Here is a 13,425-nt window from a genome sequence, read left to right on the forward strand (position 1 = left end):
GCCTGCAATTCAAGCCTGCTCGCTGTGAACCACCACCAGCAACTGCGCTTGCTGCTCACCCACCGAACGGATTCGGTGGGGTTTCTGCGCGTTGAAATGCAGCGCATCCCCCCGGTTTAGCAGCACACGCTCGGTCATGAAATCCACCTCTACCTGCCCCTCGTGAACGAATAAAAACTCTTCACCCGTGTGCTCCTTGAAGGCCTTGTCGATGAAATCGGCGGGCGGGTAAATCATGAAAGGCAGCATGCTGCGCTCCCCCACCTGACGGGCCAGCACCGCGTAGCCCAGGCTCTGGTCATTGGCGGCCAGCGACTGACGCTCATCGCTGCGCACCAGGCTGTAGCTGTCGAGCCTGGTGCTTTCTTCGCTGAACAATTCTTCGACTTTCACATTCAGCGCTTTGGCCAGTTTCAGGGCCGCCGCAATCGACGGCGTGTTCAGCCCGCGCTCGATTTTCGACAGATAACTCTTGGTCATGCCGGATTTTTCGGCCAGGACCTCAAGGCTTATCCCGAGTTTTTTTCTTAGTAATTTCAATCGGATAGACATAAAAAACAGTTAACTCAAGAAAAAGGAAACGACCCACGCTTGCTAATGACACATTGTGTCATATAGGATCTTTCGTGTCATTTGCAGTCACCCATGCCCTCCCCCGCAGATGAGTGAATGGCGCACTCGACGCTTAATGAACGCATCAGAGGACACCTTTATGCCCAAGACACTCGCACTCCCCAAAGACCAGCTGGTCCAGCAAGCCCTGAGTCAAATGCAACAAACCCTGGCGGATAATACGTGGACTGACCGGCAAAAGCTGGCACTCACCTGCCGTATTTTGTTCGAAAACGGCCACGACTCCGGCCTGGCCGGGCAAATAACTGCCCGTGGCCCGCAGCCCGGCACCTACTACACCCAGCAATTGGGCCTGGGTTTCGATGAAATCAGTGCGGGCAATCTGCTGCTGGTCAACGAGGATCTGCAAGTCCTCGAAGGTCACGGCATGCCAAACCCGGCCAACCGCTTCCACAGCTGGGTGTACCGCGCCCGACCGGACGTGAACTGCATCATTCATACCCACCCGACCCACGTCAGCGCGTTGTCGATGCTGGAAGTTCCCCTACAGATTTCGCACATGGACCTGTGCCCGCTGTATGACGACTGTGCATTCCTCGAAGGCTGGCCGGGTGTACCGGTGGGCAACGAAGAAGGCGAGCTGATTGCCGGTGCACTGGGCAACAAACGGGCGGTGCTGCTTTCCCATCACGGTCAATTGTCGACCGGGGCCAGCATTGAAGAAGCCTGCGTGATTGCGCAACTGATCGAACGGGCCGCCAGGCTGCAATTGCTGGCCATGGCTGCCGGCGAAATCAAGCCGATCAAGCCGGAACTGGGCCGCGAAGCCCATGACTGGATTGCCCGGCCAAAACGCCACACCGCGGCATTCAACTACTACGTCCGGCAAAACCTGCGTCGGCATGCCGACTGCCTGAACTGACTCCCACTTCCCCAAGGACTTCGACATGTCGACCCCTGATATCCACGGCATCATCGGCTACACCATCACCCCGTTTTCCGCTGACGGCGAACAGCTGGACCTTGAAGCGCTCGGGCACTCCATCGACCGCCTGATCGACAGCGGCGTCCATGCCATTGCCCCACTGGGCAGCACGGGCGAAGGCGCCTACCTGAGTGACAGCGAATGGGACCGGGTATGCGAATTCAGCATCCAGCATGTGGCCAAACGCGTGCCAACTATCGTCAGCGTCTCTGACTTGACCACGGCCAAAGCGGTTCGCCGCGCGCGTTACGCCCAGGCCCGGGGCGCCGATGTGGTCATGGTGCTGCCGGCGTCCTACTGGAAGCTCAGCGAAAGTGAAATCCTCGCCCACTACCAGGCTATCGGCAGCAGCATCGACCTGCCGATCATGCTTTATAACAACCCGGCCACCAGCGGCACGGACATGTCGCCAGAGCTGATCCTGCGGATTTTCAATGCCGTGGCAAACGTCACCATGGTCAAGGAGAGCACGGGGGATATCCAGCGCATGCACCGCCTGCATCTGTTGGGCGAGGGGCAAGTGCCGTTTTACAACGGCTGCAATCCACTGGCACTGGAAGCCTTTGCCGCAGGCGCAAAAGGCTGGTGCACCGCAGCCCCCAACCTGATTGCGGAGCTTAATCTGGCGCTGTACGCAGCGGTTCAGGCCAATGATCTGCAACAGGCCCGGGCACTGTTCTACCGTCAGCTGCCGTTACTGGATTTCATCCTCAAGGGCGGTCTGCCGGCAACCATCAAGGCCGGGGTGCGCAGCACCGGGCTGGAGGTCGGCAACCCGCGCCTGCCTGTATCGGCACTGAACCCGGGCGCCAGCCTCCAGTTGCAAAACCTGATCGGCAACCTGCGCTGAGCGGGTTTCTGGACAAACCGATGCTGTAGCTCCATTTACACCCTGAACTCGATGCAACGCCTGTAGATACTCTGTTCCCGGTCAAGCACTGGCGAAGTGTTGCTCGCTAAACGGCTTGGCCGGATCAAAGGCGTCCGAGGCGGCAGGCCGGTCTGTTTGGTGTCGGGGTCTGCGAGACTCGCACATCTCCTCTGTGGGAGCGGGCTTGCTCGCGATGCAAGCGGCGCGGTATTTGAGTTGAATCGCGCCGATGCCATCGCGAGCAAGCCCGCTCCCACATGGGGTTGTGCAGTTTCAAGCCTTTGCCTTTGCCTTTGCTGTAGCCAGGGGAATGTACGAACAACGCGAATGCCCCTATTCCAGTTGGGCGTGTGTGGCGGATATGTACTTGGTGGTTCTGTTGTTTTTGCAGCTATTGAACAGCTGAACAGCGTACATATCCGTTCGATGCGCCACGGCGTTCTACGGGTTCCGCCCTTACGGCGGCTCACTTTTGTCAAACAGCCGAGTGTCGGACCACCACAAAAATAAGCAAAAAGGCCTTGCCCCGGCGTACGGCCCTCGCTGCGCTCAGGTGTCCCTCGCGCAGGTACGCTCCGTGGGCACGCCGTGACGGGCCATCCTTGGCCCAACACGGCTCTCCCGGCATCCATGCCGGGAGACCCACTGCGCAGAACCTCCACTCGGCCTCCCGAAGGGGCAGGTAGATCAAGAGCAGATCAAAAACCAAAGCAAAGCAAAGCAAAGCAAAGCAAAGCAAAGCAAAGCAAAGCAAAGCAATAGATTGCGCGATACACAAACCCTTTAGCCGCTGAGGAGCTACAGGGACTGAACGCGAGAGTTCAAGGTTTCCCCCCGGCTCAACCCATCGAGGGCAAGCCGTAAGCCGCCAGATCAAAGTCAGCCAGCTGACGGATGATCTGGTCGGCGTGCGGGTATTTGCTGTCGGCCATGGCTTCGTCAGGCACGGCAATGACGGTCATGTTGGCGGCTTTGGCAGCGGTGACGCCAAAGGGCGAGTCCTCGAAGACCAGGCACTCTTGAGGGGCAACACCCAGGCGCCGCGCCGCAGTCAGGAAGATATCGGGCGCAGGTTTGGCGGCCCCGACTTCAGGGTCGTCAGCGGTGACGATGGTGTCAAACAGGTCAAACCACTCACCGTGCAAGGTGACTTTATGGTCGAAGGAGTGCTGCGACGAACTGGTGCCCACGGCAATCGGAATGTTGTGGGCCTTCAAATGCCGCACCAGAGCCTCGGCACCCGGCATGCCGGCGGCTTTGGGGAATCGCTCCTTGAGCAACGGCTCGCGAATGACCAGAAACTCTTGCGCCGTGATCGGCAGGTCCAGGGCCTTGACCAGAAAACCGGCCAGGTCCAGGGCGCCACGACCAATGATGTGCTGCTTGATGCTCCAGTCATATTCACGACCGTAGCGTTGGGCGATGATCTGTGTGACTTCGGTGTAGATACCCTCTGTATCCAGCAACAATCCGTCCATATCAAAAATCACGGCCTTGATCGGGCCGACAGCAGTACGCGGAGCATTCATCACAACAAATCCGTGGGCAGGAAGGATTCAGCACAATAACGGCCCGGCCACCAGGAATGCCAGCCGGATCAGAAATTCATTCGCCCCTGCATGGATTTTTCGCGGTGCGCGCCCACGGCGCCGCTGGTGATCACGGTTCATGATCACGGCATCACCATAAACGATTGGCACACAAGGACCGCCGCGGTTGAAAGTGACGGCATTGCCCCACTCATAAATCCAAGACAAGGAGGCACCCATGCCACAATCCCTGCCAACCCTGTGCGGTTCGATCATGGGCACGCCGTTTTCGCTCTCGGCCAAAATCCACAACGCAGCCTACGCCGCCCTCGGTCTGGACTACACCTTCGTCTGTTTTGGCGTCGAAGACCCGGGGGCCGCAGTCGCGGCCATCCGGGCGCTGGGCGTGCGCGGCATGAACGTGTCCATGCCCTACAAAACGGCAGTGATGGAGCATCTGGACGCCATCGACGAATCCGCCCGCGTGATTGGCGCGGTCAACACCATCAATAACATCGACGGGGTACTGACCGGCTACAACACCGACTACCTGGGGGCTGTACGCGCCCTACAGGAAGTCTGCGAACTGGGCAACAAACGTGTCGCCGTGATCGGTGCCGGCGGCGCAGCGCGCGCCGTGGTTTACGGCTGCCTGCACGCGGCGGCCCGGGTCACGGTGTTCAACCGCAACGCCGAGCGCGGAACGGCCCTGACCCGGGACCTGGGTGCGCAATGGGGCGGCAGCCTCGACGCATTCGACGCCCAGGCCTTCGATATCGTCATCAACGCGACATCCGCGGGTTTCAAGCAACCGGACAGCAACCCGCTGGACGGCCGCCTGGCCAGCCATCTGATTGTGATGGATGTGGCGTTCATGCCCGTGCACACCGCCCTGCTGTTGCAAGCCGCCGCACTGGGCTGCCGCACGGTGCCCGGCACACGCATGCTGGTGCTCCAGGCGTGTCGGCAAATCGAGTTGTACACCGGCCAGGCTGCCCCCATCGACATCATGGAGCAGGCCATGCTTGAGGAAATACAGAGGCTGAAGTTGTAAGTAACCCTGCTGCCTATCAATAACAAGATGCCGTAAAGGCACCTGCCAGAAGGTACCGCCATGACTCACGATCACGCCCCATCTGATATTTCCCTGCCCGTCGACGAGCCCGAGCGCAAGAAGGATTTGCACCGTGCCGCCTGGGCCTGCTCCCTGGGCAGCGCCCTGGAGTACTACGACTTTGCCCTGTATACCCTGGCCGCTGCACTGATCTTCGGCCCGCTGTTCTTTCCTGAGCAGACACGCACCATGAGCCTGATCGCCAGCTTCGGCACCTATTTCCTGGGCTTCGCGATACGGCCCCTGGGCGGCGTACTGTTCGGCATGATCGGCGACCGTGTGGGGCGCAAGTTCGTACTGACATCGACGGTACTGCTGATGGGTGTTTCCAGCACCCTGATCGGCGCCCTGCCCACTTTCAGCCAGGTCGGCTACCTGGCCCCGGTACTGCTGGTGGTCCTGCGCCTGCTTCAGGGGCTGGGCGCCGGTGCCGAACAGGCCGGCGCGGCAGTCATGATGACCGAGTACGCTCCCGAAGGCCGCCGCGGTTTCTACGCCGCCCTGCCATTCCTGGGCATTCAACTGGGCACCATCCTCGCGGCGGTGGTGTATTTCACGGTAGTCAGCAGCAGTGATAACGTCCTGGAAAGCGGGCTATGGCGCATACCGTTTTTCAGCAGCGTAGTGATCGTTGCCCTGGGCCTGTACATGCGGTTGTCGCTCAAGGAGTCGCCGACTTTTATCCGCCTCAAGGCGCTCAAACGCGTCTGCGAAAACCCGCTCAAAAGCGCAATGAAACACTCCAGACCAACGCTGTTGATCGGCATTGGCCTGCGCCTGGGTGAAAACGGCGGTTCCTCGATTTATCAGGCCCTGGCCGTGAGCTACATCGTTGGCGTAGTCGGCCTGCAAGGGCCGGTGGGCGTACTGACCCTGATCTGCGCTGCCAGCCTCGGCGCGCTGACCGTGCCGATTGCCGGCAAGCTCAGCGACCGTTTCGGCCGGGTGGTGGTCTATCGGGCCTTTGCGCTGCTGCAACTGGTACTGGCCTTCCCGGTATGGTGGGTACTGAGCCAGGGCAACGTGGTGGCGAGCATTATCGCCATCTCCATCGCACTGGGTATCGGTACCTGGGGCATGTTCGGCACTCAGGCGGCGCTGATGCCTGAACTGTTCGGTTCCCGTCATCGCTACATGGGTGTCTCCATCGCCCGGGAAGCCTCGGCCGTAATCGCCGGCGGCATTGCCCCGCTGATCGGAGCCGGGCTGATCGCCCTGGTCGTGGCCAGCAACGACGGCGACCCTAACGCCGGCATCGGCGCATGGGTACCCATTGCCTGCTACCTGTCGCTGCTGACGCTGATCACCCTGTACACCACGTTCAAGACGCCAGAAACCCTCAACCGCGACCTGGATGAACCCCGTGATGCCTGGGAAATGATGCCCGCCCACATGACCAACAGCGTGACGCCACAACCGGTGGTGCAACCCGTGCCAAGGTGATGTTCGGAGCAGGTAACTGACACACATAAAAAAGCCTGCAGCGATGCAGGCTTTTCACTAACTGGCTCAACCCTGAGCCGAAACCTGCTCAAGGAATATCAACTGCAAAGGCTCGGCGAGCAGTTCATCCGCCGTTTCGGCAAAGCGCTGGAAGTAAGGCGTGGCAAAGTGAAGGTCCAGCGCCGCCTGGTCCTTGAAGGCTTCACGCATGTAGAACGTTCCGCGCTCGTCACGCAGCTCGAACAACACGTAGTCCAGATTTCCAGGTTCTGCCCGGGTCGGTTCTACCAGTGCCAACAACGCTTCTTTCAATACCTGCTGCTGACCTGCCCTGGCCTTGAGCACGGCAATCGATACCAATACCTTACTGGACGCATTCATCATCTTCTCTCCAACGTTCGAATGGCGCCCAGCTTCCACTTCCCGGACACAAAGAAAAACCTTCGAAACGCGCTAACACTTTCGCGATAAAAATGAAGATGAACCGTTGCTGTTGGTCACACACTGGGGCAGGACGACATCAAAGAACGAGCTGATCAGGCGGCTGAAACGGCGCTCGGCCAGGCAATAGAGATAGGTTTCGGTGTACAGCGGATCGCCTTCGATGCGGATCGTGCAGATACGGGGATCAGCGATAAATTCAGCCTCGGACACAACCCCCAGCCCCATGCCACGCAGCACTGCTTCACGCAGCGCCTCGCGACTGCCCACTTCCATGGCGATTCGCGGGGTCACCTCGGCCTCCAACAAGGCCTGCTCCAGCACTAGACGCGTGGTTGACCCGGGCTCCCGTTGCAGCAGCCGCTGCCCTTCCAGCTCTTGCAGCCGCACTGAACCACGCCCGGCGAAAGGGTGTTCATGGTGAGCAAACAGAATGATGGGGTGACGCGCGTAATGCACGGTACAGAGCCCGGGATGCTCATGCCGCCCCGCCAGCACCGCGATGTCCGTCACGTAACTTTCGAGGTCGGCCAGCACCTGCGCCGAGTTGCCCACCCGGATCGAAACGTCGATGCGCGGGTGGCACTTGAGGTAGTTGTCCACCATCTCGATCACATGAAACGGGCCTACAGCCCCCAGTTTCAGCTGGCCACTGTCCAGCTGGCCGGAGTCGCGCAGCAGGTTGTGTGCGTCCAGATCCAGTGCCGCCATCGCCTGAGCAATCGGCCGTAATCGCCGGCGGCATTGCCCCGCTGATCGGAGCCGGGCTGATCGCCCTGGTCGTGGCCGGCAACGACGGCGACCCTAACGCCGGCATCGGCGCATGGGTACCCATTGCCTGCTACCTGTCGCTGCTGACGCTGATCACCCTGTACACCACGTTCAAGACGCCAGAAACCCTCAACCGCGACCTGGATGAACCCCGTGATGCCTGGGAAATGATGCCCGCCCATAGCGTGGAGGGCGTGACGTCACAGCCTGTGGTGCAACCCGTGCCAAGGTAAAGGCGCAACATGCACGGCACTACTTGTAGGTAATCGTAAAATTGGCGGTGGCATTGGCGACACCAGGCTGCGGGCCGATGCTACTGCCCGCAGTCTGGATGTAGCGGGCGCCTAACTGCAGCGAAGTTACCCCATCCTGCACAAGCATCAATGGGGTATCCACTCCCAGGGGCAACGGGGAGCCATCCATTTTGAGCACCTGCACGGCAACGCCTGCGGCATCCGAGTCTTCATTGAGACTCAAAATCCCTTTAGAGGCATCGATTATGGTGGAACCCCGAACACCCTCTAGCCGAATATTCGCGTAATTGCTAGCGAAGAAGTTCCAGGCCTGCCCCGTAGGGTAGGTGCCCGCCACACAATTGCTCAAGGTGATGACAAAGTTCTGGGTCGCGGTAAAGGTGCCCGGGCCGTCAAATGTGCGGCGCTCCCAGGTGCCCATCGGCACATCGATATTGTTGCCGACTTCCTGGGGCAGACTGCAACCTGCAACGGTGACGGAGCCGTTCAATACACCCGTCACCCAGCGCTCAGGACCACTGCCAAAGTCAAACTCAATGCCGTAAATCTGCAGGCCATTAAAATCATGGGTACCTGCTGGAATGACGCCAGTTTTAATCAGGTAGAGGGTTACAGCTACTTCAGCGAGAGTGGCGCCGGAACCACAGCTCTCGAATGTTACGGGGAAAACGGCCCCTGTGCCGGTATTACAGAAATAGCTGGGACCGCTTGAGTAGTCGACAACAACACTGACTCCCGGAATGCTGGTCGCGTAAAGGTTATCGACGGTTCCGGCTCCCACTGCCGTAGGCGTTGATGGGACCTTTGCCCCGTAGATATGACCTGCAAAGGTAAAGGGTACCAAGACCGAGCAGTTTATCCACCTGGACCTTGTGTACTTCCTGATGCCAATCGTCGATCCGACGCGCGCATCCTGAGGCATGTACAAATTTCCCACTTCGTAGGTCAAGTCGGCTTCAACAAAGTCTAAGCAATTTGCCTTGACGGACTGGCCCACACACAGCAGTAAAACCCCAAGCATCACAAGCACAACAGACTTTTTCATAACAACCTCGTCAGTACGGCAAAACCCACTCAGGGTTTCACCTGGCACAACACATCCATCACTCGATAACCGTCAACAACCGGTGCCTTACTGATATCTAATTGCAGCTCACAGCGCTGCGAGGCTTTCTCACCCCATTTCATCCTGAATGTGTTGCTGTCACTCACAGAGACCAGGGCTTGTCCGCCCTGCCCGACCACACCCACGTTGTTGCCCTGACCGTCATAAACGGTGGTGCCGAAGGGCAATGGCGAACCATCTTGCAGGCGCACGTTCAGCAGTATTTTTTCCGAGCGAGTCGCGGTGAATTTGGCTTTCACCACTGCGCCGCGACGAGGCACCACATGGGTTACGCCCTGCGCAATATCCACGTTGGCATCCAGCCCGCCAGTGTCCAGCGTCACACGGTTTCTGCGGTACGGCGTGACATACGGCACCACCGCGTAGCCACTTTTGTTGGTGACTGTCCCGGGAGCACTTTGCACACCGACATTGGCCGTGTCCTTGACCTCCACCAGCGCCACGGTTTCCCCCAATGACTGACCGAATACCACCCCGTCACCATGAACCAACACCGAGCCTGCGGCACTGACCGAGGCCTGCCGGTACCCCTTACCGACACTCAACCCAGCCCCCAATTGAGCAAAGGGAGCGCGATAGCCGATCAAGCCCGAGCCGTTGGTACCGGTTTTTTCAATACGGTTAGCGTTGAGGTTGTATGTCATGTCGTTAGTGCGACCGCTGATGCCAGTGCGCTGATCGAGGCTGCCGTCTTCGTTGCGGCTGACGCTGAAGGTGCCACTGCTGCGGCTCTTACCCAAGGGCATCGATACGGTAAACATCACCCGGCTACCCCCACTCAGGTCGTCATTCAGGCTCTTGCTCGCGTAAGCACCGAATGACACACCTTTGAACTGGGTACTGAAACCCAGTTGTGCTTGCTTGTCTTCCCGGCTGCTGCCCCAGTAATTCTGTTTGCTCACGCTCAGGTAAAGCGATCCGTAGCTGTCTAGCGCTTGGCTAATGCTGGCTTCGAGCTTGCTGCGTTTGGAGACCTGTACATCATTGACTGGCTGCTGCAAACCCACTGCTTCGGAGAAATCGCGATAACCCTCGGTGGAATAACGGTAACCGGCAAAACGGAACGAGGTGCCGCTATCGAAAGCCTTGGCGTAGCGCACGCTGAAACTCTGACCCTGTACTTGGGCATCCGAAACGGCACTCGCGCCGGGCACATCGGTCTGGGAATGGGTAGCATCTAGCGACACGGCGCCAAGACTGCCCAGGTTTTTACCGGCGCCTGCAACGCCAGCCCGGTAGAAACTCGCCCCCAGCACGCCGCCATACAGCGTCAAGCCGAATGGCAAGCCGTAGGCCAGGGAGGCCTGGGCAAATACCGGCTGGTCATCACCATCGGCAGCGTTATATTTGCCAGCGCTGAGGCTATAGCGCCAGGCCTTTTCCCGCAGCATATTGGGCAGGCTCGCGTAAGGCTGGGTAAAGCGACGCTCGCGGCCATCGGCTTCGGTGATGATCACTTCCAGGTCACCGTTACCGGCGGCCGAGGTCAAGTCATCAATCTCAAACGCACCCGGCGCCACGTAGGTGGTGTACAGCGAGTAGTTGTTCTGCCGGACTTCAACCTTGGCCTGGGTTTCGGCGATGCCGCGAATGATTGGTGCGTAACCCTGCATGGAGTTCGGCAACATGCCCACATCCGTAGCCACTTTAACCCCGAGAAAAGGCACGCCTTCGAACACGTCGCCGGAAGTGAAGGTTTCACCCAGAACCATGGTGCTCTTGAGTGCGGTCAGGTCACGCTCGGCGTAGGTGCTGCTGCGTTGCCACTGGCTCTCTGACTGATCGCTGTGGCGAAATGAAGAGCTGGTGCGAAAGCGCCAGTCACCAAAATTGAAACCGCCATTGGTGTAAAGGCTGTATTGATAGCCGCTGCCCCGGGCATCGCTCTGGGTTTGTGCCCCGGTAAACTGATAATTGAGTGTTGCTGCATTAATCCCGCGGTCCCAATCTTCAGGGGCCACGTAGCCAGCGGCATCCCGACTCAGCGCAATTTGCGGCACGCTGATGTCAAGGACCAGGCGGTTGCCGTCAAAACTGACAAAAGCGTCTTCAATCAGAGCCTCCAGATCAACGCAGGCAGGCAGGGCTTGGCCCGTTGGGACGAAGCTTTGCAGTTTGACTCCCAGCGCCTGGAGGAAGTCCTCGGACAAACAGGCCTTCAGCTCTCCTGTATTGGAAGCCTTCTCAAAGGTCACATCGCGATGGCCAAAAAAACTCTGGTTCAGGCGCACCACCACCAAGTAGGTACCAGGCACGACGTTGCCGCTGTTGGCAATGGCGTCCAGATCCAGATCGGGGCTGGAGTCTGTGCCGCCAAACGCCTGCAAGAAACTTGAGTCGAACTGTGCAGGCTCACCTGCTTGCAACCGGCCAGCAGCGAGTGCGGCCAGAGCAGCAACGCACAGAACCAGACGTGTAAAGGCCACGGTTGATTTGATAATGCCAGGAATCATGTATTGCATATCAGCGGGTAAGGCTCAACGAGACTTTCTGTGGTTTGCTGTATCCCCCGTAATCGTTGATTGCAGAAAACTCGACCTCACCACTGGAGCCAGTGAACCCAGGCAACGCATAACGCTGGCTGCTCATGGGCGAAACCATCATCGGGTCGTTGACCTCAACCGAACGTGCGCCGGCGCTAACCCTCACCCCAAGAAACGATATGTGGAACGCTGACGGGTTGTTGACCACCAGTACTGCCTTGCCCTGTTCTTGCGCCAGGCTCCATTGCAACTTCGCCAAAGCATCAAGGGAACTGCCTTTGAGAGTGGCCGGACGGTAGAACAGCTTGATCCGAGTGCGCATGGCGATTTTCAGGTTGCTCTCATCGCCAGGGCTGGCCAACGGAATTTCCTGGGCATTTAAATAGAATACCGACTCACGATCCGCCGGCAGGCTGCCCGGCACCTTCTGGATCCGTACCAGTTGCTCCTTGCGCGGGTCCAGGCGAAACAAGGGTGGCGTCGCTACAAACGGGGTTGGCGTGGTGTTGTCGTTGGCTTGGGTATTAACCCAGATCTGAACGGCATAGGACTTGCCCGTGGTGTTGCTAATGGTAATGCTTGCATCACGCTTGCCCTCGTCATACACCACTCGCGTGCCACCCAACATGATGCCGCCCTGGCTGACACTGGAGAGGAACATCAATGCAATCATTGCTGGCATCTTGAAGGGGAAGGCTTTCATCTTGATCATTCTCTTGCTACCAGGATGGCAGCTGGCGCACGGGCGCCAGCTGTGCACTTAGGGGCTTACCTGAAGTCGACGTTGAACGCGACCTTGGCGTTAGCCGGCCCGGCCGTGGGAACACCGGTAGCGATGTAGTTAGCGGTGAAGCGCATCGGCTGGGTAGGATCGGCGTAAGGCGCGGAGTTCTCGCCCAGTTTCACAACGTTGCCTTGCGCGTCCTTGATCTGGACTGCGACGTTCTCGGCTTTACCAGCCTCGTTAGTGATACCAATCCACTCGCCGCTGGGACCGGCAGTGCCGCTAAGGGAGATGAGCGTAAGCACTGCAGCCTTGCCATCGACGCTGCAACCTGCGTCCAGAGTGTCAATGGTCAGGCTGAAAGCACCAGAGCCGCCGACGTCGCCCGCTTGTGTCAAACCACCGGTAGAGGCGTTACCCAGGCCAATAGCGCCTGAAGTGTCAGAGGTGTTCAGGTCAGTCACCTGGATCGGGCAGGTGTTGGCGGTAATAGTGCCTACAAAATCGATTTCGCCATCGGCGGCCATTACGGTTTGTGCGGCGCCAGAGAGGGCCATTACAGCAGCAAGTTTTTTCAGTACTAACTTGTTCATTGCAGTTTCCAGAGAGTGAAGAAAAGGCATTAGCCTGCAGAGGGCTAACCCCATCGTTTTTCGCGCCACCTGCTGCATGTTGTGGCGCTTTAACGGGGGCAATTATGTGAGTGGATGTTTCGTCGCACCCATAGGCATCCACCGCCCGGCCTGTAGGAAAAAACCCAACATTCTGCGTAGTTGATTAGTTCACTGACTGTCAGCGAAGGTCTTTCCATGCTTGGCATGGCGGATTTACAGGCAAACGATGTCGCTGCCCCCTATTGCACTGGAGGGCCATACGCTCAACGACGCATATTTTCGCGGGTGATCCTCTGCGGCTCCCATGACGCCAGCATCCTCGCCAACGCCGTGGCCAGAGGTCTGGTGAAGCCAGATGACTTACAGGGTGCAAGAGGCAAAAACTTTATTGACTCACAAGTGCTATGTGCATAGCCGGGGGGGATTGCCCGGCGGTTATCCAAGCCCGCCCGGCACTTTGCGCATAAAAACCCGGGCAAAGCCGTTTTCGGCGGCTC

Annotated in this window: 12 protein-coding genes and 2 pseudogenes; 5 read left to right on the plus strand and 9 right to left on the minus strand. The window is 58.7% G+C overall.

All coding sequences use genetic code 11. The features are described from left to right. Nucleotides 1-9: 9 nt before the first annotated feature. Nucleotides 10-552, minus strand: a complete 543-nt coding sequence (locus ACZRMS_RS16710; protein WP_463996157.1) for a helix-turn-helix domain-containing protein — start codon at nucleotides 550-552, stop codon at nucleotides 10-12. Nucleotides 553-712: 160 nt separating this feature from the next. Between ACZRMS_RS16710 and ACZRMS_RS16715 the strand changes: the two genes are divergently transcribed. Further along, nucleotides 713-1,495: an aldolase gene (locus ACZRMS_RS16715; RefSeq protein WP_463996158.1), complete on the plus strand. Its 783-nt coding sequence runs from the start codon at nucleotides 713-715 to the stop codon at nucleotides 1,493-1,495. 25 nt (nucleotides 1,496-1,520) lie between these two features. After that, the gene (locus ACZRMS_RS16720) at nucleotides 1,521-2,408 is read left to right on the plus strand and encodes a dihydrodipicolinate synthase family protein (protein WP_463996159.1); all 888 of its coding nucleotides are present in this window, start codon (nucleotides 1,521-1,523) and stop codon (nucleotides 2,406-2,408) included. An 860-nt stretch (nucleotides 2,409-3,268) separates the two neighbouring features. On the opposite strand, the gene ACZRMS_RS16725 is transcribed toward ACZRMS_RS16720, so the two are convergent. Then, nucleotides 3,269-3,958, minus strand: a complete 690-nt coding sequence (locus ACZRMS_RS16725) for an HAD-IA family hydrolase (RefSeq protein WP_463996160.1) — start codon at nucleotides 3,956-3,958, stop codon at nucleotides 3,269-3,271. A 27-nt stretch (nucleotides 3,959-3,985) separates the two neighbouring features. Then, a complete protein-coding gene (locus ACZRMS_RS16730; RefSeq protein WP_463996161.1) occupies nucleotides 3,986-4,198 on the minus strand; it encodes a hypothetical protein in 213 nt (70 codons plus the stop codon). Between ACZRMS_RS16730 and aroE the strand changes: the two genes are divergently transcribed. Then, a complete protein-coding gene (gene aroE / locus ACZRMS_RS16735; protein ID WP_463996162.1) occupies nucleotides 4,197-5,012 on the plus strand; it encodes a shikimate dehydrogenase in 816 nt (271 codons plus the stop codon). The genes ACZRMS_RS16730 and aroE overlap by 2 nt on opposite strands. A gap of 60 nt (nucleotides 5,013-5,072) precedes the next feature. Next, a complete protein-coding gene (locus tag ACZRMS_RS16740; RefSeq protein ID WP_463996163.1) occupies nucleotides 5,073-6,515 on the plus strand; it encodes an MFS transporter in 1,443 nt (480 codons plus the stop codon). Nucleotides 6,516-6,581: 66 nt separating this feature from the next. On the opposite strand, the gene ACZRMS_RS16745 is transcribed toward ACZRMS_RS16740, so the two are convergent. Both ACZRMS_RS16745 and ACZRMS_RS16750 read right to left on the minus strand, forming a co-directional pair. Then, the gene (locus tag ACZRMS_RS16745) at nucleotides 6,582-6,896 is read right to left on the minus strand and encodes a putative quinol monooxygenase (protein ID WP_463996164.1); all 315 of its coding nucleotides are present in this window, start codon (nucleotides 6,894-6,896) and stop codon (nucleotides 6,582-6,584) included. A gap of 72 nt (nucleotides 6,897-6,968) precedes the next feature. After that, a pseudogene (locus ACZRMS_RS16750) lies at nucleotides 6,969-7,694 on the minus strand (LysR substrate-binding domain-containing protein); the annotation flags it as partial. Here ACZRMS_RS16750 and ACZRMS_RS16755 point away from each other — a divergent pair. Beyond that, nucleotides 7,673-7,960, plus strand: a pseudogene (locus ACZRMS_RS16755) (MFS transporter); the annotation flags it as partial. The pseudogenes ACZRMS_RS16750 and ACZRMS_RS16755 overlap by 22 nt on opposite strands. Before the next feature lie 19 nt (nucleotides 7,961-7,979). On the opposite strand, the gene ACZRMS_RS16760 reads toward ACZRMS_RS16755, so the two are convergent. From ACZRMS_RS16760 to ACZRMS_RS16775, 4 genes are read right to left on the minus strand one after another with little or no spacing between them, the layout of a single operon-like run. Further along, complete coding sequence (locus tag ACZRMS_RS16760; protein WP_463996165.1) at nucleotides 7,980-9,026, minus strand: fimbrial protein; 1,047 nt, start codon at nucleotides 9,024-9,026, stop codon at nucleotides 7,980-7,982. A 29-nt stretch (nucleotides 9,027-9,055) separates the two neighbouring features. Further along, nucleotides 9,056-11,560: a fimbria/pilus outer membrane usher protein gene (locus tag ACZRMS_RS16765; RefSeq protein WP_463996166.1), complete on the minus strand. Its 2,505-nt coding sequence runs from the start codon at nucleotides 11,558-11,560 to the stop codon at nucleotides 9,056-9,058. A gap of 10 nt (nucleotides 11,561-11,570) precedes the next feature. Then, nucleotides 11,571-12,302, minus strand: a complete 732-nt coding sequence (locus ACZRMS_RS16770) for a fimbrial biogenesis chaperone (protein WP_463996167.1) — start codon at nucleotides 12,300-12,302, stop codon at nucleotides 11,571-11,573. Between the two features lie 56 nt (nucleotides 12,303-12,358). Next, nucleotides 12,359-12,907, minus strand: a complete 549-nt coding sequence (locus ACZRMS_RS16775; RefSeq protein ID WP_463996168.1) for a fimbrial protein — start codon at nucleotides 12,905-12,907, stop codon at nucleotides 12,359-12,361. Nucleotides 12,908-13,425: the final 518 nt, after the last annotated feature.

It is taken from the genome of Pseudomonas sp. B424 (assembly GCF_055408345.1).

Bases quoted from the DNA above. Each gene is read 5' to 3' on its own strand.
- ACZRMS_RS16745 (WP_463996164.1), bottom strand. From the start codon at position 6,896: ATGAATGCGTCCAGTAAGGTATTGGTATCGATTGCCGTGCTCAAGGCC.
- ACZRMS_RS16725 (WP_463996160.1), bottom strand. From the start codon at position 3,958: ATGAATGCTCCGCGTACTGCTGTCGGCCCGATCAAGGCCGTGATTTTT.
- ACZRMS_RS16740 (WP_463996163.1), top strand. From the start codon at position 5,073: ATGACTCACGATCACGCCCCATCTGATATTTCCCTGCCCGTCGACGAG.
- ACZRMS_RS16760 (WP_463996165.1), bottom strand. From the start codon at position 9,026: ATGAAAAAGTCTGTTGTGCTTGTGATGCTTGGGGTTTTACTGCTGTGT.
- ACZRMS_RS16715 (WP_463996158.1), top strand. From the start codon at position 713: ATGCCCAAGACACTCGCACTCCCCAAAGACCAGCTGGTCCAGCAAGCC.
- aroE (WP_463996162.1), top strand. From the start codon at position 4,197: ATGCCACAATCCCTGCCAACCCTGTGCGGTTCGATCATGGGCACGCCG.
- ACZRMS_RS16765 (WP_463996166.1), bottom strand. From the start codon at position 11,560: ATGATTCCTGGCATTATCAAATCAACCGTGGCCTTTACACGTCTGGTT.
- ACZRMS_RS16730 (WP_463996161.1), bottom strand. From the start codon at position 4,198: ATGGGTGCCTCCTTGTCTTGGATTTATGAGTGGGGCAATGCCGTCACT.
- ACZRMS_RS16720 (WP_463996159.1), top strand. From the start codon at position 1,521: ATGTCGACCCCTGATATCCACGGCATCATCGGCTACACCATCACCCCG.
- ACZRMS_RS16775 (WP_463996168.1), bottom strand. From the start codon at position 12,907: ATGAACAAGTTAGTACTGAAAAAACTTGCTGCTGTAATGGCCCTCTCT.
- ACZRMS_RS16710 (WP_463996157.1), bottom strand. From the start codon at position 552: ATGTCTATCCGATTGAAATTACTAAGAAAAAAACTCGGGATAAGCCTT.
- ACZRMS_RS16770 (WP_463996167.1), bottom strand. From the start codon at position 12,302: ATGATCAAGATGAAAGCCTTCCCCTTCAAGATGCCAGCAATGATTGCA.